The organism is Scytonema millei VB511283, from assembly GCF_000817735.3.
GTDB classification, from domain to species: Bacteria; Cyanobacteriota; Cyanobacteriia; order Cyanobacteriales; family Chroococcidiopsidaceae; genus Chroococcidiopsis; species Chroococcidiopsis millei_B.
Genome location: NZ_JTJC03000002.1, coordinates 528,785 through 552,696, shown reverse-complemented (window position 1 = coordinate 552,696; position 23,912 = coordinate 528,785). Strand labels below are relative to the sequence as shown.

Annotated in this window: 22 protein-coding genes; 13 read left to right on the top strand and 9 right to left on the bottom strand. The window is 43.3% G+C overall.

Annotation, left to right across the window (positions count from 1 at the left end; genetic code table 11):
- Nucleotides 1-225 precede the first annotated feature (225 nt).
- Nucleotides 226-1,311, top strand: a complete 1,086-nt coding sequence (locus QH73_RS10240; protein WP_039716511.1) for a glycosyltransferase family 4 protein — start codon at nt 226-228, stop codon at nt 1,309-1,311.
- A 96-nt stretch (nt 1,312-1,407) separates the two neighbouring features.
- Entirely contained in the window at nt 1,408-2,331 is a 924-nt protein-coding gene (locus QH73_RS10235; RefSeq protein ID WP_039716512.1) for a S66 peptidase family protein, read from the top strand.
- 155 nt (nt 2,332-2,486) lie between these two features.
- Here the strand turns inward: QH73_RS10235 and QH73_RS10230 are convergent, their stop codons facing one another.
- On the bottom strand, nt 2,487-2,990 hold the full coding sequence (locus QH73_RS10230) for a GNAT family N-acetyltransferase (protein ID WP_039716513.1): 504 nt from the start codon (nt 2,988-2,990) through the stop codon (nt 2,487-2,489).
- 235 nt (nt 2,991-3,225) lie between these two features.
- On the opposite strand from QH73_RS10230, the gene QH73_RS10225 reads away from it, so the two are divergent.
- Together QH73_RS10225 and QH73_RS10220 are read left to right on the top strand one after the other, a co-directional pair.
- A complete protein-coding gene (locus tag QH73_RS10225) occupies nt 3,226-5,367 on the top strand; it encodes a molybdopterin-containing oxidoreductase family protein (RefSeq protein ID WP_039716514.1) in 2,142 nt (713 codons plus the stop codon).
- Between the two features lie 142 nt (nt 5,368-5,509).
- Entirely contained in the window at nt 5,510-7,099 is a 1,590-nt protein-coding gene (locus tag QH73_RS10220; protein WP_039716515.1) for a nucleoside hydrolase, read from the top strand.
- A 200-nt stretch (nt 7,100-7,299) separates the two neighbouring features.
- Here QH73_RS10220 and QH73_RS10215 read toward each other — a convergent pair whose 3' ends face one another.
- On the bottom strand, nt 7,300-8,001 hold the full coding sequence (locus QH73_RS10215; protein ID WP_039716516.1) for a queuosine precursor transporter: 702 nt from the start codon (nt 7,999-8,001) through the stop codon (nt 7,300-7,302).
- 107 nt (nt 8,002-8,108) lie between these two features.
- Between QH73_RS10215 and QH73_RS10210 the strand changes: the two genes are divergently transcribed.
- From QH73_RS10210 to QH73_RS28120, 3 genes are read left to right on the top strand one after another with little or no spacing between them, the layout of a single operon-like run.
- Nucleotides 8,109-8,960 (top strand): alpha/beta fold hydrolase, encoded by an 852-nt coding sequence (locus tag QH73_RS10210; RefSeq protein ID WP_039716517.1) that lies wholly within the window; start codon nt 8,109-8,111, stop codon nt 8,958-8,960.
- A gap of 56 nt (nt 8,961-9,016) precedes the next feature.
- Nucleotides 9,017-9,220 carry a type II toxin-antitoxin system HicB family antitoxin gene (locus QH73_RS10205; protein WP_039716518.1) on the top strand — a complete coding sequence of 68 codons (204 nt, stop codon included), beginning with the start codon at nt 9,017-9,019 and terminating at the stop codon, nt 9,218-9,220.
- Entirely contained in the window at nt 9,217-9,426 is a 210-nt protein-coding gene (locus tag QH73_RS28120; protein ID WP_132866886.1) for a type II toxin-antitoxin system HicA family toxin, read from the top strand. The genes QH73_RS10205 and QH73_RS28120 overlap by 4 nt, the downstream gene beginning before the upstream one ends.
- 159 nt (nt 9,427-9,585) lie before the next feature.
- Here the strand turns inward: QH73_RS28120 and QH73_RS10195 are convergent, their stop codons facing one another.
- Nucleotides 9,586-10,257, bottom strand: a complete 672-nt coding sequence (locus QH73_RS10195) for a DNA-3-methyladenine glycosylase family protein (RefSeq protein WP_052290159.1) — start codon at nt 10,255-10,257, stop codon at nt 9,586-9,588.
- A gap of 144 nt (nt 10,258-10,401) precedes the next feature.
- Here QH73_RS10195 and proS point away from each other — a divergent pair, with 144 nt between their 5' ends.
- Nucleotides 10,402-11,892, top strand: coding sequence for a proline--tRNA ligase (gene proS, locus QH73_RS10190; RefSeq protein ID WP_039716519.1), 1,491 nt, complete (start codon nt 10,402-10,404; stop codon nt 11,890-11,892).
- Between the two features lie 155 nt (nt 11,893-12,047).
- Here the strand turns inward: proS and QH73_RS10185 are convergent, their stop codons facing one another.
- On the bottom strand, nt 12,048-14,477 hold the full coding sequence (locus QH73_RS10185) for a putative PEP-binding protein (RefSeq protein ID WP_039716520.1): 2,430 nt from the start codon (nt 14,475-14,477) through the stop codon (nt 12,048-12,050).
- Between the two features lie 242 nt (nt 14,478-14,719).
- Here QH73_RS10185 and QH73_RS10180 point away from each other — a divergent pair, with 242 nt between their 5' ends.
- Complete coding sequence (locus QH73_RS10180) at nt 14,720-15,658, top strand: DHH family phosphoesterase (RefSeq protein ID WP_039716521.1); 939 nt, start codon at nt 14,720-14,722, stop codon at nt 15,656-15,658.
- A 99-nt stretch (nt 15,659-15,757) separates the two neighbouring features.
- Here the strand turns inward: QH73_RS10180 and QH73_RS10175 are convergent, their stop codons facing one another.
- The gene (locus QH73_RS10175) at nt 15,758-17,914 is read right to left on the bottom strand and encodes a Tex family protein (protein ID WP_039716522.1); all 2,157 of its coding nucleotides are present in this window, start codon (nt 17,912-17,914) and stop codon (nt 15,758-15,760) included.
- A gap of 143 nt (nt 17,915-18,057) precedes the next feature.
- Between QH73_RS10175 and QH73_RS10170 the strand changes: the two genes are divergently transcribed.
- From QH73_RS10170 to QH73_RS10160, 3 genes are read left to right on the top strand one after another with little or no spacing between them, the layout of a single operon-like run.
- The gene (locus tag QH73_RS10170; protein WP_201278068.1) at nt 18,058-18,330 is read left to right on the top strand and encodes a hypothetical protein; all 273 of its coding nucleotides are present in this window, start codon (nt 18,058-18,060) and stop codon (nt 18,328-18,330) included.
- Entirely contained in the window at nt 18,327-18,527 is a 201-nt protein-coding gene (locus tag QH73_RS10165) for a hypothetical protein (protein ID WP_039716523.1), read from the top strand. Before QH73_RS10170 ends, QH73_RS10165 begins: the two co-directional genes overlap by 4 nt.
- Nucleotides 18,528-18,983: a GNAT family N-acetyltransferase gene (locus QH73_RS10160; RefSeq protein WP_039716524.1), complete on the top strand. Its 456-nt coding sequence runs from the start codon at nt 18,528-18,530 to the stop codon at nt 18,981-18,983.
- Nucleotides 18,984-19,076: 93 nt separating this feature from the next.
- Here QH73_RS10160 and bioF read toward each other — a convergent pair whose 3' ends face one another.
- Complete coding sequence (gene bioF, locus QH73_RS10155) at nt 19,077-20,261, bottom strand: 8-amino-7-oxononanoate synthase (protein WP_039716525.1); 1,185 nt, start codon at nt 20,259-20,261, stop codon at nt 19,077-19,079.
- A 307-nt stretch (nt 20,262-20,568) separates the two neighbouring features.
- Here bioF and QH73_RS10150 point away from each other — a divergent pair, with 307 nt between their 5' ends.
- Complete coding sequence (locus QH73_RS10150; protein WP_015155180.1) at nt 20,569-20,826, top strand: hypothetical protein; 258 nt, start codon at nt 20,569-20,571, stop codon at nt 20,824-20,826.
- Nucleotides 20,827-20,859: 33 nt separating this feature from the next.
- Here QH73_RS10150 and QH73_RS10145 read toward each other — a convergent pair whose 3' ends face one another.
- From QH73_RS10145 to QH73_RS10135, 3 genes are all read right to left on the bottom strand, one after another.
- Nucleotides 20,860-21,795, bottom strand: coding sequence for a ParA family protein (locus tag QH73_RS10145; RefSeq protein ID WP_039716527.1), 936 nt, complete (start codon nt 21,793-21,795; stop codon nt 20,860-20,862).
- 243 nt (nt 21,796-22,038) lie between these two features.
- Nucleotides 22,039-22,677: a response regulator transcription factor gene (locus QH73_RS10140; protein ID WP_052290160.1), complete on the bottom strand. Its 639-nt coding sequence runs from the start codon at nt 22,675-22,677 to the stop codon at nt 22,039-22,041.
- 2 nt (nt 22,678-22,679) lie between these two features.
- Nucleotides 22,680-23,753: a sensor histidine kinase gene (locus QH73_RS10135; protein ID WP_309476475.1), complete on the bottom strand. Its 1,074-nt coding sequence runs from the start codon at nt 23,751-23,753 to the stop codon at nt 22,680-22,682.
- Between the last annotated feature and the right edge of the window lie 159 nt (nt 23,754-23,912).

Below are 23,912 nucleotides of genomic sequence, written 5' to 3'. Positions count from 1 at the left end.
AGAGTGCAGGCATGAGCTTCCTAGCTATAGATTGCCCAAAAACTTTCTTAGAATATACATTGTTTCGATTGCAACGAATTTTTAACTTACGTGTCAAAATCAATACTTACTTACAATGTCAGATGGGTAGCTGGTAGAGTAGCTAGAAAAGGTTGAAATGCAATCTAATCTCGATATCTTACACCTATCAATTACCTATTACCAACTACCAACTACCAACCACAATTGAAACTGTTATTTATCTCTACTTCCGTGGGACCCCTCGGTACAGGGCTGGGGGGTGGAGTAGAATTAAGCCTGTACAATATCGCTCAAGAAATGATAAAGCGGGGGCATACGCTGCAAATTCTTGCTCCCCAAGGCTCAAAACTTGAGTCAATGCCTATTATAGAAATTCCTGGTAATTTACAAGTTATTGCCCAGAGTCAAGAACGAAATGCACCCATTACTATGCCCGAAAATTCTGTCTTGGCAAATATGTGCGAATATGCAAGACAAGTACAGAATGAGTACGATTTAATTGTCAATTTTGCTTACGATTGGTTGCCATTTTATCTCACACCTTTTTTTAAAACTCCCATCGCTCATTTCGTCAGTATGGGTTCAATTTATAATGCAATGGATGAAATTGTGGCACAAGTTGCAGAGCAATTTCCAGGGACAATAGGATTTTATACACCCTCTCAAGGGGCAACATTTTCCTTCGTAGGGGCGCACAGCTGTGCGCCCCTGCACAACAATCTACCTGTATACTACCTCAGTAGCGGCATTGATTTATCTTTATACGAGTTTTGTCCTCAACCGCAAAACAAATTAGCTTGGTTAGCGAGGATTGCTCCTGAAAAGGGCTTAGAAGATGCGATTGCGGCAGCTCAAATTGCTAAAATTCCCCTTAAAATCATGGGAAAAATTCAAGATGAAGACTATTGGCAGCAAATTTGTCAAAATTATTCCGATGCATCTTTTGAATATTTAGGGTTTCTTTCGACAACAAAGATGCAGCAAGAATTGCGTCAATGTCGGGCAATGTTAATGACTCCGCGCTGGGTAGAAGCATTCGGCAACGTAGCGATTGAAGCTTTAGCTTGCGGTGTACCAGTCATATCATATCGCCGTGGAGGACCAGCAGAAATTATTCAAGATGGAAAGACGGGGTTTTTAGTCACACCAGATAGTGTAGAGGGATTGGTAAATGCGATCGCGCGTTTGGATGAGATTGACCGTTATACGTGCCGTCAACAAGCCGAAGCAGAATTTTCTTTAGAGGCGCTAGGCGATCGGTTTGAGCAGTGGTTTAGGGATATTTTGTAGTTATAATTCTTCCCATTAAATCTGTATTAGCTATTTGCATAATCGTATACCTCCCAAGTATATTTTACGCTAACTACAGTTTCGCTATATGCAGCAATGTTTATTTGCCAGCCGCCACCACCATTAAAACCAGGAGATTTATTAAAGGTAATTGCCCCTAGCGGTGCTTTACGAGAAATGGCAGCATTTGAAAAGGGGATCGAAATATGGCGATCGCGCGGTTATCAAGTTAAAGTTAGTCCTACAATTGGCGACACTTTTGGATATTTAGCCGGAACAGACGCTAGCCGTCGCCAACAACTCCTCGATGCATGGCAAGATCCCGACTGTCGCGGTATCCTCTGTGCCAGGGGTGGCTACGGTGGGATGAGGATTTTGGAAGATTGGACGTGGATGGTTGGCAGGGGCGCACAGCTGTGCGCCCCTATATCATTACCCAAATGGTTGATTGGTTTTTCCGACATCACGGCTTTACTCTGGAGTCTGAGTAAAGAAGGGATTTCAGGAGTTCATGCACCTGTATTGACGACGCTAGCAGGGGAACCAGATTGGTCTAGACAAAGATTATTTGATTGGGTGGAAGGTCGTCCTCTACCTCCCCTCCAGGGTACAGGTTGGGGTGGTGGCGTGATGACGGGTGTGTTGCTACCAGCAAATCTGACTGTTGCGACTCATCTCCTGGGTACGTCGATTCAACCGAATTTTGATGATGTGATTCTTGCCTTAGAAGATGTTACCGAAGCACCGTATCGGATCGATCGCCTGTTGACACAATGGCGTTTGAGTGGTGCATTTACTCAGGTTAAAGGTATTGCTTTAGGACGCTTTAGCCGTTGCGAAGCACCAGCCAATATTTCTAGTTTAACTATAGAGGAAGTATTGCGCGATCGCCTGAGCGATTTAAATCTTCCTATAGTTTCCGATTTACCCTTCGGTCACGATGGAGTTAATGCCGCGTTACCCGTTGGTATTCCCGCAACTTTAGATGCAGATAAAGGGCAGTTGACAGTTATCAGTTGACAGTTATCAGTTGACAGTTATCAGTTGACAGTTATCAGTTGACAGTTATCAGTTGACAGTTATCAGTTGACAGTTATCAGTTGACAGTTATCAGTTGACAGTTATCAGTTGACAGTTATCAGTTGACAGTTATCAGTAGCTAACCGAGTATCAGCTTATTTAATCCGTAGAAACATAAATTTTAGATCGAAATAGCGATCGTTAAACTTATATGCCATTGTTTCTATTCCATAGACTTGAAAACCAAACGATAAATAAAGTTGTTCTGCTGGCATATTATTTGTAACGACATCAAGCAATAATATTTCTATTTCATTGATAGCTTTTGCTATGTCAATCAATTTACCCAAGAGTAATTTACCTATACCTTGTCCGCGATATTGTTGTTTGACATACATACTACGAATATAGGCTTTATGTCTTACTTTTATTCTTTCCTCTTGATGGAATGCGATTATGCCAATTAACTCTTGCTTTTCATAGCAGCCTAATATAAAGTTGTTATTGCCTTCTGGCATTCTGTTTCTAAATTCATTTATCGTTCTAATTGTTTCTTCATGGTACGTCGTACCGAAGGAATCTGGATTGTTGTATAAAGCTTCTAATCGAATTTGTCTATAATCTTCTGCATCAGTTTTTGCTAATTTTCTAACTATCATTGCTATTATCAAACTCTATTAATTTTTTAAATTTTTAGCTAATTATAGTTAAAAGTACTTGCTCGCAGTTTCTAGTATTTCGATATCATACTGAACGATACACGACTCACTATTCACTAATTTGTTAAGAATTCATGAGACAAGCAAGTAACTGTAAATTTGCTTACACATATCGCGACACAATTACTGATTCGATCTTGAGATATCAAACATTCGCTCTTGCAGAGATAGATCTATGGTCAGTACTGCCAGTGAGAAGTCAGCAAATGAGAAGTCGGTAGTCTTTGGTGCTTGTCCCCACGATTGCCCCGATACTTGCGCGATGTTAGTTACAGTGGAAAACGGTCGCGCTACTAAGGTAGAAGGGAATCCAGACCATCCTTTTACCCGTGGTACGCTCTGCGGCAAAGTGAGCGATTATCTAGATCGAGTTTATAGTAGCGATCGCATCCTGTACCCAATGCGGCGCGTGGGTGCGAAGGGTAGCAAGCAGTTCGAGCGCATTTCTTGGGATGATGCTTTAGATGAGATTGCTAATCGCTTTAAGCAAATTATTAACGAATATGGGGCTGAGGCAATTATGCCTTGCAGCTATCTCGGTCATGAAGGGCTGCTGAATGGCTTAACTGTGGGCGATGCTTTCTTCAATCGCTTAGGTGCAACGATTAGCGAACGTACCTTTTGCGCCTCCTGTACCAGTACCGCTTACATGATGACTTGCGGACTGACTCACGGTACTGACCCCGATACGTTCAAGCATTCTAAATACATCATTCTCTGGGGTTGCAACGCTCTCAGCACCAACGTACATTTATGGTCTTTTATTCAAGAGGCACGTAAAAACGGGGCGAAATTAGTTTCAATTGACCCAGTACGCACTCGCACCGCCAACCAGTCTGACTGGCATATCCCCTTACGACCAGGTACAGATGGGGCGCTGGCTTTGGGAATGATGCACGTTATTATTAGCGAAAATCTGGTCGATGCTGAGTATGTGGAAAAGTATACTCTCGGCTATGCCGAACTGAAAGAGCGAGTCGCCCAGTATCCTCCTGAGAAAGTTGCCCAAATCACAGGTATTCCCGTGTCAGATATCTTGACACTAGCAAGGGAATATGCTTCTAACCAGCCATCCGTAATTCGTCTGGGAGTGGCGCTAGAAAAACAGGCGGGTGGCGGTCAGGGAGTCAGAGCCATTTGTTGTTTACCTGCTTTAGTCGGTGCTTGGCGACATTTAGGCGGTGGATTACTCCAAGCTCCGATGTGGCCCTTCCCCATCCGTTGGGAAGTCGTGCATCGCCCTGAATTTATTCAGCCTGGGACGCGATTAATTAACTTGTGGCAATTGGGAGCAGCACTGACGGGAGAAATGAGTCTCGACTCACCGATTCAGGCTCTATTTGTTTATAACTGCAACCCCGTCACGCAGTCGGCAGAACAAGACAAGATTGTGGCTGGCTTGGCACGGGAAGATCTATTTACGGTAGTCAGCGAACATTTTATGACCGATACTGCCGACTACGCCGATATTCTTCTACCTGCAACGACTCAAGTTGAAAATTTAGATTTGATGTTTTCCTGGGGTCATACCTATGTAACATTAAACCAACCCGCGATCGCGCCTTTATGTGAAGCTGTTCCCAACACTGAATTATTCCGTCGTTTGGCTGCGCGGATGGGTTTTGAGGAAGAATGTTTCAAATTGACTGACGAACAACTGGCGATGGAAGTCCTCGACTGGTCAGCACCCGTCATGCAAGACATGAGTATGGAATCGCTCCAGCAGCAGGGCTATGGCAAGTTAAAGGTCGATCTCGTTCCTCATGCCCAAGGCAATTTTCCCACACCGTCAGGTAAATGCGAATTTCTGGCTACTGCACAAGTAGATAGTAACTTCGTCTTGCCTGCGTTTCGTCAGGGATATTCAGAATATCAACCAGGAGAACCAATCGATCCGTTGCCTACTTACACGCCACAACGGGAATCTGCATCTAGTAACCCCGAACTCGCAAAGCGGTATCCGCTCAATCTCCTCTCGGCAAAACCCCACCAATTCATCAACTCTTGTTTTGCTAATTTACCCAAGCACGCCAAACTTCAAGGCGAACCGAGGGTAATTATTCATCCCGACGATGCAGCTAAGCGGGGTATAGCTAACGGTCAAGTGGTGAAGGTATTTAACGATCGCGGTTCTTTCCAAGTCCCTGCAATTGTCAGCGATATGACTCGTTCTGGGGTGGCGATCGCACCTTTGGGATATTGGCGTAAACTCAGCCTTGCCAATAATACCATCAATGCTGCTACCTCGTCTGCGTTTGCAGATATGGGTCACGCCGCCGCTGTTGGCGATGCTTTAGTTGAGGTCATAGCACTCTAGTAAGGCGCAAAAGCCCCCCTTTGTAAGGGGGGTTGGGGGGATCTTCCGTGGCGTAGTCTTAAAGCAATAGCATAAGTAAAAATTGCTACCGAGAAAAATCTTTTATCGTGTTAGCTTGTCTCCATTTGCAGACAAGTGAATCATGTTAAATTGTCAACTGAAAAAACTCGTTTCTGGATTAGCGATCGCAGCTATTTCCGCAACTTTTTGTTTGCCAAATTCTGCTGTGGCTGGCGATCGTCCAATTCGAGTCATTTTCGATCACGATGGGGCATTTGAAGACTACTATGCCATCTTAACTTTAGCCCTGGCTTCCCAGCAGAAATCTCCGCCAGTCAAGCTAATTGGAATTACCACAATGGCGCATGGAGAATCTTATTGTAATAATTCTGAAGGTTATCCAGAATTAAAACGGGAGCTGCTAGGCGATTTTAGTTCTGAAGCAGGATCCATTGACGGACTGACGCAAAAAGTTTTAGCGATCGCTCAATATCGGGACGCAAAAATATATTCTGGTTGTGATGAAAGTGCAACAACTATTAACGTGCCAAACAAAGCTGATGATTTTGGTAAACCCGTCTTTGGAACTGACTTTACTTCAGTACGAGTTCAGTTACCATTTGCAGGTAAACCAGCTTTAGAACCTTGCCTGTTCCATCAAGAATTCATGTCGTCTCCCCGCGATTTTGTCTGTTGGAACGAGTTTAATCGAACGTTTCGCGATGAAACTTTAAGGTATATTCTGCCGCAAGCTCAAGCAGCTTTAGAGCAATTTCAATTACGAGAAGTCGATCTGATCGATCCGAAAAAAAAGGCGGCTAACTACTTGGCAACTTCTATCTGTGAAGCATATAAAAAGGACGAGCCGCTGACAATTGCTACCGTTGGACCCGTAACTAACTTAGCAAGAGCTTATTCTTATATAGAAGAAAATCCTCGCAAGTACGGCTGTCCTAAGAAAATCAAACTTGCAGATTTAAATCATGTCATTTCTACTATTCACATGGGCGGCGTTTTGGATGAAAATAAAGCTGATAATTTTGATGCTAATGGTAACTACCGTTTAAACGAACCATTTCCAGTTTGGACGGAAGGTAATATTTACTATCAAGATGGAGAACATGTTTTTGGCTCGCACCATTTACCATTTCCAGGGACAAATTTTGAGAATATTCAAACTGCCGAACACAAAAAAGCTTTCAATTCCCTGAATAATGCCGAAGTCAATTTCTGGATTGATGCGCCTGCGGTAGATAAAATCCTCAATTCAGGAATTCCGGCGGATATCGTACCGTTAAATGCCACAAATTTCGCCCGCTTGCAAGGATTCGCCCAACGCATTCAAGATAATCCCTCTCAGTGTAATACTGCCCCCGCACAATATATCAAAAACGTGCAATTTGCTAATTCACCCGCTCCTGGCGTTTTCGTTTTTGATACGTTATTTTTCTGGGATACTTTAACTGTAGCTAGTCTGTGGAATGATTTTCTAAATTTTGAAGATTTCGCCGATTTAGAAATCACAACACTGACAAATGGAGATCCGAGTACGGTAACGGGACAATTACCAGAAGCAGAACTTTTTCGGCGGGATATTGGCAATCTTTTTGCCTTGGGAAGAGTTAAGAACCCCGTAAGGTTGAGTTTGTCGGTGAAGCCTGCTGCTGGCGATCCTGATTTTAAGACGACGATTCAAGATTTTGTCTTTGGTTTGGTTTGTACTAGCGAATAGAAGGTAGAAAGCGGATCTTGCACCAGGCGACTGCAAGTCGCAGCTACAGCGGGCGGTTGGGCAACGGGTTGCCCAACATTAGCCGCGTACAAAACCTGAATGGTGCGCGGGGTTCAAATTGTTGATTTTTCATGAGTCCGCGCAGGCGGACTACCCTTCGGGAAGCCGCTTTGCGTCTATGTTTGTATAGCCTCAGAATTCTATTCTGAGGGCTTGGTGTAAGATGTGAGTTTGGAAAAACGAAACGGATTAAAATTCGTATTGGTATCGTAGTAATCTTCTTGTTCTTGACGCTTTAACCAATTGGTAACCCAATAAGTCATAGGTGTAAATAAAATTTCAATCCCACATTTAAATAAATAATTAGATACAATCAGCGACCCTATTACACTATTGGGAACAACTCCAAGAAAAGCAATTAGAATAAATATTGTCGTATCCAAAACTTGCCCTACTAAAGTTGAGCCAATTGTACGAGTCCACAGCCACTTACCGCGAGTTAATATTTTCAGTTTTGCTAAAATAAAAGAATTAGAAAACTCTCCTACCCAGTAAGCTATTAAACTTGCAGCAACAATTCTCGGAGTAGAGCCTAAAATTTGATTATATGCCTCTTGATATTTCCAATCTGCTGCTGGAGGTAACGCGCCAACAAGACTAAAAGTTACAGCCATTAAAAAAGCACAGAAAAAACCTAACCAAATAACCTTTCTAGAACGAGAATATCCGTAAACTTCAGTTAAAATATCGCCAAAAATGTAACTGAGTGGAAAAATTAGCGTTCCGCCATCAAAGGTAAACCATCCCAAGTTAACGATTTTAGTTGAGGTAATATTTGAGATTAATAAAACAGTGACAAATAAAGTCGCGATCGCGTCTAGATGTTTGTAAGATTTAGACATTCGGAATGAGGGAGTGGAGAGTAGGGAGTAGGGAGTAGGGGAAGAATTATGAATCCTGTCTCCTCAGTTTTGACTTCTAACTTTTGACTTTTGACTTTTGTTGGCTTATGCAAAAAACACAAGTACCAATAGATCGATACGTTAAAGTTGGTTCTATTAATATTCGCTATTGGATGATGGGAAGTGAAAATCCTATTATTTTGTTACATGGGGGTCAAGGTTCGGTAGAGTTTTGGTTGTATAACATTGGTACTCTAGCAAAATCTAACTGCGTCTACGCACTCGATATGGTGGGTTCTGGACGTTCGGATAAGCCTCAAGCTTCCTATTCTCTCACTTACCAGGCTCAGTTTATCAAAGATTTTATGGATACCCTTGAGATTGAGTCTGCAACTTTGATTGGCAATTCTATGGGTGGTGGTGCGGCGTTACAGTTGGCTTTGCTATTTCCCCAGCGAGTCAATAAGTTGGTGTTGGTGGATAGTATGGGCTTTGGGAGGGAAATTGCTTTAGGTATCCGCCTGACAACTTTACCCTTACTCATTAGGTTACTGCGTCCCTCGCGCCGCCTGCTGGCTCCAATGTTGAAAAATAATTTTTTCAATCCGCAAAGCATTCCTTCCGAGTGGATAGAATTGCGCTACCCTATCTTTGCTTTACCTGGAAGAAAACCCGCACTGATGGCAATGGTTAAGACGAATTTTCACTTATTAGGAGTGCGATCGCAAGTATTTCGTCCAATTCTCAGCCAACTCGCTACCATTACCGCACCAACTTTAATAATTTGGGGCAAACAAGACAGAATTATACCAGTAGCTCACGCTTATATTGCAGCCAAAACTATACCAAACGCTCGTCTCCACATTTTCGATCGCTGCGGGCATCATCCTCATTTAGAATATCCAGAGAAATTTAATAATTTGGTTTTGGAGTTTTTGGCTTTTCCTTCAAGACAGTAAGTACAAAATATAACTAATATGTTTATAGAGATTTATAAAACATTGACACGAAAAGCATGAAAGTCAAAGCAATAATTCACCCAGCAGAAGAGGGAGGCTATTGGGCAGAGGTTCCAGCACTCCCAGGTTGCATTACTGAAGGGGAGACAATGGACGAAGTAATGGCTAATTTAAAGGAGGCTATTGAAGGTTGGCTTGAGGTTGCCAACGACAGCCATTCTACTGCATCAACAGATCGGGTTGTAGAAATTGCTGTGTGACATCTATTTCTGGTAAGAGACTATGCAAGATCGTGGAGAGAAAAGGTTGGGTTTTACAGAGAATTAAAGGTAGTCATCACATATATACGAAATCGGAAGCTAATCAAATATTATCAATTCCCGTTCACAGCGATCGCGATTTGAAAGTTGGAACTCTCAGAGCGTTGATGAAAATAGCTCAATTGTCTGAAGAAGATTTTCAATAATCTAAAAACTATTTTTGTAAACAGTTGGTCGCCTAAAATCTAAATACCTATAATTTTGTCATTTGTCATTTGTCATTGGTTGACAGTAAACGCTACGCTACACTGCGTGAAAACGGTTGACAGTTAACAGTTGTTGGTTGTTGGTTAACTGATAACTGGTCACTGGTCACTGGTCACTGATAATTGGTCACTGGTCACTGATAACTGGTCACTGGTCACTGATAACTGTTCCAGACTGCGCCAAAGATACCAGGATGCGATCGTGCAATAAGGTTTCCACATCTGTCCCAATTGTTCTACAGTTTTGCGGTGAGGTAGCTCTGCTAGATTGTAGACTTTTCGTACGCCAGCTCGAATACCTAAGTCATCTATGGGTAAAACGTCCCAGCGATGCAACCGAAAAATTAATAACATCTGCACCGTCCAACGTCCGATTCCTTTGACTTGTGTAAGAGTTTGAATAATTGTTTCGTCGTCCATTAATTCCAACTCAGCAATGGTAGGCAATCCATTTATCGCCTTTGCTGCTAAATCTTTCAGGTAAATAATTTTGGGACGAGAAATACCCACTCCCCGCAAAACTTCATCTGGAGTGTTGAGGATATCTAAAGCTGAGGGAGGTTGTGCGGGAGAAATCTTCAGAAACCGTTGATGAATCGCAGTTGCAGATTTAGTTGAAAGCTGTTGGTGGATAATGGCTTTGGAGAGGGAGAAAAATAAATCTCCCGTTTGTTGAACTTGATTAAGTTGACAAGCACCAACTTGGTGAATCAGAGTAGCAAGGATAGGGTCGGATTTTGTAAGTGCCGCGATCGCAACTGAATAATCCATTCTTGACCCTCAGAGCTTGCCATCTTAACATTGTATTTCTTGCCTGGGTTTTGCGATCGCGCATTTAACCGAAATGACCTCCTTAACAGGGGCAGCTAATGCTTTAGACTAAATCTGAGATCGTCAAGGCACAAGGGAACGTTAATGGCAGAGAAAGCTGATGCACTCAAAATCACCAGACGCGATGAAGACTACTCCCGCTGGTATCTAGATATAGTAGACAGAGCTAAGCTAGCCGAAGACTCTGGGATTCGCGGTTGCATGATTATTCGACCGGAAGGATTTGCGATTTGGGAGAAAATGCAGCAAACCCTAGACGGAATGTTTAAAGACACCGGACACACGAATGCTTACTTTCCGGTATTTATTCCCGTCAGCTACTTCTCTAAAGAAGCCGAACACGTTTCTGGCTTTGCCAAAGAATGCGCTGTCGTCACTCACCATCGGCTACAACTCACTGAATCGGGAGAAATTACCGTCGATCCCGATGCTGAACTATCCGAACCACTCGTTGTCAGACCGACAAGCGAAACTATTATTTGGTCGGCATATCGTAATTGGATTCAAAGCTATCGAGATTTACCGATTCTATTGAATCAATGGGCAAATATTTGTCGCTGGGAGTTGAGAACCAGACCTTTCTTACGCACAACCGAATTTCTTTGGCAAGAAGGACACACAGCTCATGCAACTGCTGATGAAGCTGAAGCTGAAGCAAGGCAAATGTTAGAAATTTACAAAACTTTTGTCGAGCAGTATTTAGCTATCCCAGTATTTGCCGGACGCAAGACAGAAAATGAGAAGTTTCCTGGGGCAGTACATACTTATACAATCGAAACAATGACGCAAGATAAACGCGCCATTCAAGTTGGTACTAGCCACAATTTAGGAACGACTTTTTCTAAAGCCTTTGACGTGAAATATTTGTCTGCCGAAGGGACGCAAGAGTATCCATTTGCGACGAGTTGGGGGATTACGACCAGAATGATCGGTACTCTCATTATGGTTCACTCCGACGATCGCGGTTTTGTCTGTCCGCCACGCATTGCTCCTCTGCAAGTAATTGGCGTACCGATTTATCGTAAAGATGCGGAAAAAGAGCAAGTATTAGCTCGATTTACCGAACTCCAAGAGCAGTTTAAGACCACAAAAGCGTTTTCATTTAAAGTCGATACGCGGGATAACTTAAGCCCTGGATTCAAGTTTAACGATTGGGAATTAAAAGGCATTCCTTTACGTTTAGAAATGGGTCCGAGAGACTTAGCAAATGGTACTGCCGTGTTAGTTCGTCGCGATACTGGCGAGAAAATTAGTGTGGCTCAAAGTGACTTGGAATCGCAAATTAAAACTTTATTAGAAGACATCCAAGTCAACTTATTCAAACGGGCGCAAGAATTTCAGCAACAAAATTTACACTTCGTAGAAACCTACGCTGAATTTCAGCAACAAATCGAAGAAAAAGCAGGTTTTTACGTTGCTTACTTTGATGGTGATTCTGACGACGAAGAGAAAATCAAAGAAGAAACCAAAGCCACGGGACGCTGCATTCCTTTCGACCTACAACAAGGTACGGGGAAATGTTTTTATACGGGTAGGCAAACAGATCGACGAGTCATTTTTGCTAGAGCTTATTAGCGGGAGTCGGGGAAGTGGCTAGTGGCTGGTGGCTAGTGGCTAGGGAAAGAAGTCAAGAGCTAGAAGCAGAGAGAATAGATCTAACATTCTTGCCCGCTTCCATGTCTTCCTTGTCTCCCAAGTCTTCCTTGTCCCCCTTATCCTCTTTATCCCCGTTATATTATCTTCCGCGCAGCAGCCAGGAGCAATCTTTGCTCGGCACGGGCGATCGCTCTATAAGTCTGTTCGACGGCATTCGGTTCGACGGAAATAGAGGTAATGCCCGATTGGATCAAAGAGTCGATAATTTCTGGATAAAGGACGGGAGCCTGACCGCAGATCGAGCAAGGAATATTGGCTTGCTGCGCCATTTGGATAATTTGGGCGATCGCTTGCAGGACTGCTGGGTGGCGTTCGTTTAAATTAGCGGCTAACTCACCGCGATCGCGGTCTACTCCCAGCAACAACTGAGTCAAGTCGTTCGTACCAATGGAGACTCCTTGAACTCCTGCTTTAACGTATTGAGGTAGCAGAAATAGCACTGAAGGCACTTCTGCCACGATCCATAATTGAAATTGAGGAACATGAGTTAGTCCTGCTTGCTCGACGCGCTGACGGCAGAAACTAAACTCTTCGACACTGCGGACAAACGGTAACATGAGGTGAAGATTTGTTTGACCAGACTGCTGCACGGCGGCTAAAGCAGCTAGTTCTAAGTCAAAAACTTGCGGATCTTTAAGGTAACTCAACGTACCGCGCTGTCCCAGGATGGAATTACGGCTGTTACCAGCAGAAGCATCTAGCCCATCCAGGTTCAAAGATTGAAATTCTGGCGATCGCCAATCTAAAGAGCGATAGAATACGGGTCTGGGAGCAAAAGCATTGACAAATTGACGAATTTGTGAGTGCCATAAATCTAATAATTCAGCCTGTCGTCCCTGTTGCAGCCACACTCTCGGGTGCTGTCCCTCTAACACGTTCAGCATCATTAGTTCCGATCGCAACAACCCCACGCCATCAGCGGGTAAATCCTTGACCTGCGCAATTACGCTCGGCTGACTCAAGTTGAGCATGAGTTGAGTGGCTATAGTCGGGAGTTGGGAGTCGGGAGTCGGGAGTCGGGAAATTTTGAATTTTGAATTTTGACTTTTGACTTCTCCCTTGTCCCCCTTGTCCCCCTTGTCTCCTCTTCTCCACACTTCACCGCGATCGCCATTCAATTCCAATAATTCTCCTGTTTGGATTAATGCTGTGGCGCGCGCAACACTCACAACAGCCGGAATACCTAATTCTCTAGCAAGGATAGCGCTGTGAGAAGTCAATCCTCCTTGCTCGGTAACAATTCCCGCTGCTTGTTGCAATAGGGGTAGCCAGTCTGGGGCGATCGCTGGAGCGACTAAAATCGATCCTGCTGGTATAGTTACAGGTCGCGGTTCGCTTTTTGCGATCGCGTATGCTGGAGCAATGACCTCTCCCCTTGCTGCTGCAATTCCTGGCATGAATTCGGGGTTGGGAATAGATAGTGACGCTATACTGCGCGATCGCAATTCGGAATTCTCTTTTAGCTGCTGGCTGCTGGCTTCTATTCCCCGAACTCTATAGGTATTCGCGTGGGTCAAGTAGAGTTGCGGTTCTGCGTCGATTGCTGTTTGAGCCAACGTCCACTCTAAATAGAATGTTGCGCCCAAATCTGTTTTTAGTTGTTGCGTGAGTTGAATCAGTTGTTGGAGAAACTCATCGCTGAGAGAATACTGCTGCTGTTGTGCTTCGCTCAACAAGTATGTTTGCAAGCAAGGAGTGACAGATGAGGGTAAAAGAGAAGTCGTACAAAGAGTTAAATCTGGAATGAAGGGAATATTGCCGACTCCATAAGCCAAGATTTTATTACCCAACTGCCGCGATCGCACTTGATTCGTTGCGGTGGAAACGAAGTGGAGATCGGGTGAAACTTCCCCACGGGCGATCGCTATACCTAAACCCCAAGTGGCGCTAATCTCAATCTCAGAAGGGTTACACGTTAAAATTCCCGAGGCGATCGCATTTTGTAGGGGTTGTACCAAGACTGCGAGATGAATGTCTCGCCATTCAATCCCGTGGCGCTGCCAATATAAAAGACTTCTGGCGCGAAATAACTGGCTCCAGGTTTGCTTCAAAGCTAGGGCGATCGCTTCCGGTTCTGGACAACATATTTGAGCTTCTAGCAGTCCAGAGAAATTGAGATTTTGGATTGCCGCAGTTTTCAGGATTAAAGAAGGGCGAAAAATTAATGCCGATGCTTGCCACGATTGCGTCGCTTCTAGCAGCGATCGCCAGTACTCTTCTGGTAAGGGTGCGGCAAGAATTTCTTGCTGTAGGCGTTGGGCAACTTTCTGGAGTTGATGACTATCATCAACATTTATTCTCAATGAAGATTCTGGCAGATCGGCAATTAATGGATCGGACGAATTTAACTGCGTGAGAAATTTCCATAGAGTTTGAGCGGGAACGACACAACTAGGTACTACTGGATAACCGTTTATCGCAATCCGACCGAGATGGAATGCCTTTTCTCCTATCTGTAGGCGTTCTGCGGCTGAAATTTGCTCTAGTAAGTAGAGTGTGTTCAAGAATTTTCTCTCGTCAGTTATCAGTAAAGAGTGGCTAGTGACTAGTGACTGGTGGCTAGATAATTTTGAATTTTGAATGCGTGAGTTTTGAATTCTTCCCCCGACTCCCGACTCCCGATTCCCTTCTTATTTGTTTATTTAAGCAAATTCCTGGGAAAACTAGATCGAGCATAGCTAGAAACCAAGAGGTGTACTGTCTATGCAAATCGATTTGAACGCTTACTCAAGAGGTCAAGATTACTATGTTACTAAAAACCCAACAGTATCGGTTAGTTACGAGAAGCGATTTTGACGGTCTCGTATGTGCTGTTTTACTAAAAAGTTTGAATTTAATCGATGAGATTAAGTTCGTCCATCCGAAAGATATGCAAGATGGCAAAATTGAAATTACTAATCATGATATTACTACAAATTTACCTTATGTTGAAGGTGCATATTTAGCCTTCGACCATCATTTTAGCGAAACGCTGAGAAATCGCGATCGCTCCTCTACTCATATCATCGATCCTAACGCTCCATCTGCTGCCAGAGTTGTTTACGATTATTTTGGTGGAGCGGAAAAATTTCCTCATATTTCCCAAGAGATGATGACAGCAGTTGACCGAGCGGACTCGGCTCAGTTTACCCTAGAGGAAGTTTTACAACCTCAAGGCTGGGTCCTGCTGAATTTTTTGATGGATGCGAGAACGGGGTTAGGCAGGTTTAGAGATTTTAGAATTTCTAATTACGAGCTGATGATGAATTCGATCGATGCTTGCAAAAGTAGCACGATTGACGAGATTTTAAATCTTCCTGACGTGAAAGAAAGGGTCGATATTTATCGCGAACACGAGGCTAAGTTTAAAGCACAAATTAAAAAGTGTGCGATCGTTCGCGATAAGACAGTTGTATTAGATCTAAGGCAAGAAGAGATAATTTACGCGGGAAATCGGTTTATGATTTACGCTTTGTATCCTGAGTGTACTGTCTCAATTCATGTGATGTGGGGTTTGAAGCAACAAAATACAGTTTTCGCAGTTGGCAAATCGATTTTCGATCGCAGTTCTCAAGTTAATATTGGCGAGTTGATGTTAAAGTATGGTGGTGGTGGTCATGCTAACGCTGGAACTTGTCAGGTCGCGCATGAAGCAGTGGATGAAACATTGAGGGAAATCATTAGTCAAATTAATGCGGACGGATAATTTAAATTTAATTTTATTGGTTTGAACGTGTCATCGTAGGGATGGTTTACCAACAATCTTTAGGCTAATCGCAGTGTCTTGGTAAACTTGCCCTACGTTTTATTTATTTAACTTCATTGACAACCCAATTCGTTTTCTTTGCACGTCAATTTCTAATACGCGCACTTTCACAATTTGCCCAACCTTAACAATCTTTTTCGGATCGTCCACAAAGCGATCGGCTAGTTGAGAAATATGAACTAAACCATCTTGGTGTACGCCAATATCTACAAATGCGCCAAAGTTGGCTACGTTAGTCACAATTCCTTCTAATTCCATTCCCGATTTGAGATCGGAAATTTCTTTAATATCCTCTCGAAATGTAGCATATTTAAATTCAGCTCTGGGATCTCTCCCTGGCTTTTCTAATTCGCCGATCATGTCTCTTAATGTTGGTTCGCCTACAGTTTCGGTAACGTATTTTTTCAGATTCGTTCCTTTGAGCTTAGATGCAACTTGAGAAATCTGAGTTAGAGATACGTTTAAATCTTTAGCGATCGCCTCTACAATTTTATAACTCTCAGGATGCACTGCGGTATTATCTAAAGGGTTTTCTCCACCTCGAATTCGCAGAAATCCGGCAGCTTGCTCGAAAGCTTTCGGTCCTAATTTTGCTACTTTCAGTAATTGGCGGCGGTTTTTAAATACACCGTTGGTATCCCGATAGGCGACAATATTGTTGGCAATTGTTGGTGTAATTCCAGAGACGTAGCCTAACAATTCTTGCGAAGCAGTATTGAGATCTACACCAACGTAGTTGACGCAACTTTCTACAATTTCCTCTAGCTTTTGCTTCAAAAGCTTTTGGTCTACGTCATGTTGATATTGTCCCACACCAATTGATTTGGGATCGATTTTGACTAATTCTGCTAGCGGATCTTGCAAGCGTCGTCCAATACTAATCGCCCCGCGCACGGTAACATCGAGATCGGGAAATTCCGCGATCGCGACTTGACTGGCGGAATAAATCGATGCACCCGATTCGTTCACCATCACTTTAATTGGTTTGCGTTCTACCGTTTGCAAAACTTCTGAAATAAATTCATCCGTTTCTCGTCCTGCCGTACCGTTACCGATCGCAATTAACTCAATTTGATGTTTTTCCAACAATTGCTTCACAGTTTGTGCTGCTTGCGATCGCGCTGCTGCTGATTGGTGGGGAAAAATTGCTTGATATGCCAAAAACTGCCCTGTTTGCGATAGCACGGCTACCTTGCACCCCGTCCGAAACCCAGGATCGATCGCTAGTGTCGGGCGCATTCCGGCGGGACTGGATAACAATAAATCGCGTAAATTTGCTTCAAAAGTTTTAATTGATTCAACATCGGCAAAGCTTTTCTTCTCAGCACGGACGGCACTAATTAATGACTCTTTCATTAATCGCGTCCATCCATCTTTGAGTAAATCGTGGTAAAATTTCCTCAAACTGGGGTTCTTCGTGCGAATTTCCTGCGATTCTAGATAGGACAGTACCACCCCTTCATCAAAACTGAGATCGAAATTCAATATTCCTTCGGCTTCACCGCGATATAGCGCGAGTAGATTGTGCGGTGCGATATCTTCAACTCGAATTTGATAGTTGCGGTACATTTCAAATTTTGTCGTACCTTCGGGGTAATCGTCCTTGACTCGCGAGACAAATAACCCTTCGTTGAGGAGATATTCGCGAATATAGGCGCGTAACTCTGCTTTTTCGGCAATTTCTTCCGCTAAGATATCAGCCGCACCTTTAAGCGCTTCCTCGTTTGACTTAACTCCTGTTTCCTCAGAAATATATTTCGCTGCTTCTGTTTCTAAAGGTACGATGGGGGCGTTTTTGACATTGAGAGATTTAATCCAATCGGCAAGTGGTTCCAATCCCTTTTCTCGCGCCGCCGTAGCGCGGGTGCGGCGTTTGGGGCGATAGGGGAGGTATAAATCTTCTAATTCAGTTTTCTGCAAACAGGCGGTTATTTTTGCCCGTAGTTCCTCTGTCAGTTTACCTTGAGAGGCGATCGCGCTTAAAATTGCTGCTTTTCTTTCTTCTAGTTCTGTGAGATATGCGTGTCTGTCAGCTAGTTCCCGCAATTGGGTTTCGTTCATCTCCCCCGTGCGTTCTTTGCGGTAACGAGCGATAAATGGAATTGTTGCACCCTCTGCCATCAGTTCGAGTGCGCTTTGCACCTGGAAGGGTTTGAGAGTCAGTTCTTGAGCTAGTAGTTGGGGAATGTTTACCATCGAGTCAGTCAGTTTATGCAGTCTCTCTTAAAGGTAATATGCCATATGATTCAAAAATGCAACGGCGAACGAAATGGCAAAGTTACCTGATGAAACATTTTCAACTATCTTTAGCTTGCAACGACGACTGCTAGAACGCATCAATGAAGCTACAGCTACAGATGCAGCCATCTTTGAGCGGTTTGGAGAAGTGGGAAACAAGACCAGAACTAGAAGAACTCCAAAGTATTAGGGAGAGATCGACATCTGCTTACACTCGACTCTACACTCTTTTGTTGAGAGTAGCAGAGGCTCAACCAGTAGCTAGTTCTGCTACGCTAAATTTACTGGAGCAATCGATAGAGCAGACACAAGCCTATGTTGATTCAGCAGCAGCAAGTATTATGGATGTCAAAAGGAACTGGAATTTGCTATGAGTAACCAACCTAGAATACCCGATCCAGAAACTAGAAGGCGATCTGTTGAGAAGTTGAAGGAAGTTTGTCGTCAGTTTGACGAGTTGAATGAGTTACTCGATCGCGCGATCGCAAGTGCAGAAGCAGATATTCGTAATAGTCCATCATACGCTTATCGAACGCGACAGCAGCAGAAAAGGAGACAAATGGAAATATAAATGGAAATAAAGATTGACGATCTTTCTGGCTCTGAAATTGCTGAGTTTTTGAAAGATCATATCAGAGAAATGAAGTCCGTTTCGCCTCCTGAAAGTAAACATGCTTTAGATTTAGCAGGGTTAAGAAAACCAGAAATTACATTTTGGACGGTGTGGGATGATAGTAGGTTAATCGGCTGTGGTGCGATGAAAGAATTAGACGCAAGCCATGCTGAAATTAAGTCGATGCGTACGGCTACTGCATATAGAGGGAAAGGTATTGCATCAATGCTACTTCAGCATATCTTGAACGAAGCAAAGCTACGAGGTTATCGGCGTATAAGTTTAGAAACTGGTTCAATGCCTTTTTTTCAGCCAGCACGCAATTTATATGAGAAATACGGCTTTAAGAACTGTGCGCCTTTTGCCACATATAAAGAAGATCCAAACAGTATTTTTATGGCGAAGGATCTATAAGTTAAAGTCTTCTTCTTGGCGCCTCTGCGTCTAACGCTAACGCTGCGCTACACTTCGTGAACGCTTCGCCTACGGCTGATGCGCGACACAAAACTATATCTTGAAATGCACCTGAGAATTAAGCTGACACAAAATTTCTACTAATTGCTCAATCTGACTTAACTCATGAGTCGCCATTATGGAAAATCTAATCCTACTTGTCGGTACGGTGGGGGGACGAATTGCTGGGGCAAAAATTCCCAACTCTTTCAAATCCGAACCAAATTTTAAAGCCGTCGCTGCATCTGCTAATTGCAAACACAGAATTGGCGACTCAGAAGGTAATAATTTTAATTGGGGTAATTCTTGAGTAAGTAACTGTTTTAAATAATTAATATTTTGCCAGAGTTTCTGTCTGCGGTCTGGTTCTTCCCGTACAATAGAAATTGCCGCGATCGCAGCCGCAGTATCAGCAGGAGAAAGAGCTGTAGTATAAATCCAACTAGCCGCACGGTTGCGTAAAAAGTCAATTAAAGCGGCTGAACCTGCGACATAACCGCCTAAACTTCCTAAAGCTTTACTCAAAGTTCCGACTTGAATTAACGGGCTACCAGTAAGATTAAAATGTTCGACACAACCAGCCCCAGTCTCACCAAAAACTCCAGTAGCGTGAGCCTCATCAATTAATAGCATACAGTTAAATTGCGCTGCTAGATCTATTAGTTCTGGTAAAGGACATAAATCCCCATCCATACTAAAGACGCTATCAGTCATAATTAAACAACGACGGTAGCGATCGCGTTGTTCTAATTGGGTTTTTAAAAACAAAATATCGCCGTGGGGATACTCAATAATTGTTGCACCACTGAGAAGCGCTCCATTTTTTAAGCAAGAATGATTGTATTGGTCTGAAAGAATTAGATCTCGTTTGTCAACTAAAGCCGCAATTGTGCCTAAATTTGCCAAATATCCAGAACTGAAAACCAAAGCATCGTCAGTTTGTTTTAAGATTGCGATCGCTCGTTCCAATTCTCGATGCAATTCTCGATGTCCGCTAAGTAAACGAGAACCCGTACTTCCCGCACCGTATATCTGCGTAGCCGTTATAGCGGCTTGAATTAGGCGTTCGTCCCCTGCTAACCCTAAGTAGTCGTTACTAGCAAAATTGAGTAGCGATCGCCCTTCCATCTGGATTGTAGCACCAGGGCGGCTGTCAATTGTCTGTACGACGCGATACCAATTGGCTTTGTGGATGGTTGCTAGAGATTGTTCTATCCAAGCATAAGGATCGTTTGACATTGGGGATGAGAACGTAAATATTCTATACAGCATGATACTTGTAGAGGCGCACAGCTGTGCGCCCCTACTACAGGTTACGTGTTTCATCTCAGCAATTCAGTAACCTTACCGATATACCTTTTAAAATAGGCGATCGCATCCCATCACCTGAGAATATACCAATAAATACCTAGTCATGTCTAAGTAAGAATGCGGAGACAGCTGCACAAGTGCAGAATAAACCAGTGAATTTGCGGTTAAATAAAAATCAACCTCATTCTAGGATGATCTCATATTCAATTTTCACTTAGAAAACAAAAGGTGCGTTGTGGCTTCAAACGGTAACATTAAACGTACATTAGATGAAGTTCTGCCTCTTGCAGAGAGTTTGCCACTAGAAGATAAAGCTGAGTTAGTACAACGGTTGATTGGCGAACACTCAGGCTTAAATGTGGTTATTGATAATAGTTGTTTATCTGGTTCAATTATTGGTTTGGTTAACTTAATGAGTCGCGATGAGGTTGCAGAAACATTAATTGCGATCGCAAATAGAGTTATTCTTGAAGGGAAAATTTCTAAAGGATAGTCGGAGGGTGCGTTAATAACGCACCTGACTATTTTAAACAGTAGCAAAACTAGGATTCATCGGCTGAGTTTTTCGCTCTTGAGCTACGTTTAACTTCTGAACGAACTCCTGAGTTAGCTGACTAAAAGCTTTGGCTCCAGCAGAGTGAGGATTGCTCAAAACTACGGGCATGAAACTATCAACTGCTTTAGCAACATTGACATCCATTGGAATTTGAGTATTAAAGATTTTATCAGGGGTAAAATCTTGATTAATTCGCTGTACGACTTGTCTTTGGTATCTACCTGTAAATAGATTGCCAGCCATTGTAAACACAATACCAATGAGTTGAATTCCCATGACAGCCTCGGCTTCATGGCTTTTTTTTAATTCGGCAATGCGTCTTTCTAATAACTGAATTCCTACAATTGATAGAGGTTCTGGCTTAGCTGGTAAAATATAGAAATCGCTGGCAGCAAGGGCGCTACGAGTCATGAGATTGTAGCCAGGAGCGCAATCAAAAATAATGCAATCGTAGTCAGACATAATTGGCTGCAAAATCTGTCTGAGCAAAGTTCTCTCAAACCGATTCCAGACAACTTCAAAGTCCAAGCGATCGACTTCAAAAGCTTTTTCATGTAGCATTTCTGCCACCATATATTCGTCATATAACTCAATATCTCCTGGTAACAAATCCAGGTTATTGATGTTACAGACAGAACGATGAATTGCATCTTGAATCGGAATTTTAGCTGGTGGATTCGGCTGAATAATTTGATTAATAAAATTCTTGAGGGTACGCTTTCTTTTTCTATAGTTAGCAAACTCTGTGGGAGCCATTAAGCTGAGAGTGGCGCTAATTTGGGTATCTAAGTCAAAAATCAATACTCGCTTACCATGCTCTTTTGCTAGCGCCGTGGCTAAGTTGACGCTGAGAGTCGTTTTGCCGACACCCCCTTTCATATTAGCAGTGGCGATCGTATAGGTCATATTTGACATCCTCGCTATACAGCTCTTGGTCGGTTTGAATCTCCGAATAGCTTAGCTGCACTTGCACAAAGGGGAGAAAATTGTTTGAATATCTTTATGAAATTTAGCGATTTAGTCGTGGCTTGGAAAATGTAAGGGCGGGTTCACCGAGATCTAGATAAGCAGCAGAGATTGCTGGTAAACCCGCCCTTACCCACCTGCAATCCATTTATTCTAAATTGCCAACACCGCCGCCTGGGTTCGTTAGCGAAGCTTAACGAAGTTATCGCGTACTCCTAATTTCTGGATAATGGTATGGACGTGTACCCTCACCGTACCTGGGGTAATGTATAGGGTAGAAGCAATTTCTTGGTTAGACTTACCCGCCGCAATCAAAGCTAAAATCTCTCGTTCTCGTTGTGTTAGCGGTAAAGTCGATTCGGCTGGAGTTGCGATCGCCTCACCCGTATCTGGGTTATGCTCGAATGTAGTGCGAATTTCTGTGGTTGCCGTGCGATCCCACCAAGAAGCACCAGCAGCCACCGAACGAATTGCTAAAATCAAAGTCTCGGCAGCAATCCCTTTCAAACAATAACCCGCTGCTCCTGCGGCAATCAACCGCGCAATCAAAGACTTTTGAGAATGAGAAGTTAAAACTAAAACTGGTAGCTGAGGATTTTGCTGTTTAATTTGCCGACACGCCTCTACACCGCCAATTCCAGGTAATCCTACATCGAGTAATACCACATCGAGGGCGTGACGCTGTACCATTTCTACGGCTGTTTCTCCATCCTCCGCTTCAGCAACGATTTCGATATCCGATTCTTGTTGCAATTTGACTTCTAAACCAAGGCGAAAGAGTTCGTCATCTTCAACCAGGAGTAACCGTAAGGAAGGAGACATTCTTATGTATAAACTGACAAAGCGGGTAAGCGAAAACAGAACAGCGCACCTTGAGGCAAACGATTCTCTGCCCAAATTGTACCGCCACGCGCGGAAATAATTTGCCGTGTTAGGTAGAGTCCCAAACCCGAACCTTTCGCTTGACGATCGCTATGTCCCTGATAAAATCGTTCAAATAAATGGGGTAGTTGTTCGCTGGTAATTCCCAAACCGTTATCCAAAACTTTGACAAGGCAATATCCCGTCTGGGATTCAAATACCACTTCTACCTTACCACCGCGACGCGAATGATTAATTCCGTTGGTGAGGAGATTGGTAAACACCCGTGCTAATTGCAGCGCGTCACCATTTACTCGCATGGCGCGGCGAAAATCTGAGTCGCCATATCCCAAATTGATATAAATTTGACGCGAAGCAGCGAGATCTGTCAAGGAGGCGATCGCTGCTTGCGCGATTGTGACTAAATCCACAGGCGCTAGTTGTAATTGCAATCCTTCCGTGTCGTTGCGATAAACGTCTAGCAAGGTTTCCACCAGTTGTAATCTAGACTGATGCGAACGGATTATTTTTTCTAAAATCTTGTGATGGGTAGGCGTAACCGTGCCAAATTTTCCTTGTTCCCAAGCTTTGAGAGTTTCAATCGCACCGAGTAACGGAGTTTTTAAGTCGTGGGTAAGCGTCGAGGCAAAATCTTCTCTGACTCTAGCCAATTCCTGTTGAGATTGTAACTGAACTTGTTGTTGAGCGATCGCAATTTCGTATTGACGGTTGCGATCGCCCAAGATTCCTGTCACAATCAGAGCGATCGCGGCAATGATGCGACTAGCTACCGTTGAAGGTTCTGCAATCTTATCCCCAGGCAGCCATAAATTTAAAATTGTCAATCCTACAGCAGCAAGAGTAGTGTAAAATGTTGCTTTTCTACCCAAGCGGGAAGCTGAAATTAGGATTGGTCCCGTGTAAAGATAGCCAAAGACATAATCTACAGGAGTCACGAACTCTAGTATCAGCACTACTGCAAATAGGCTAATAACTTGCCACAGCGAACTCCAGCTAAAGTTTTTGTGAAGTGCGATGGTCTTATCCTCGTTCGATTCTTTAATTATTATTTTGTCATCTTTAACGAAAAAATCTAGGCAATCTCCGATATATCTTACTGTTTGTCTCTACTGGAGGGAGTGTTTAGTCAGTGTTTAGTTCTAACTATACCGACAGATATAACAAGAGAATAAATT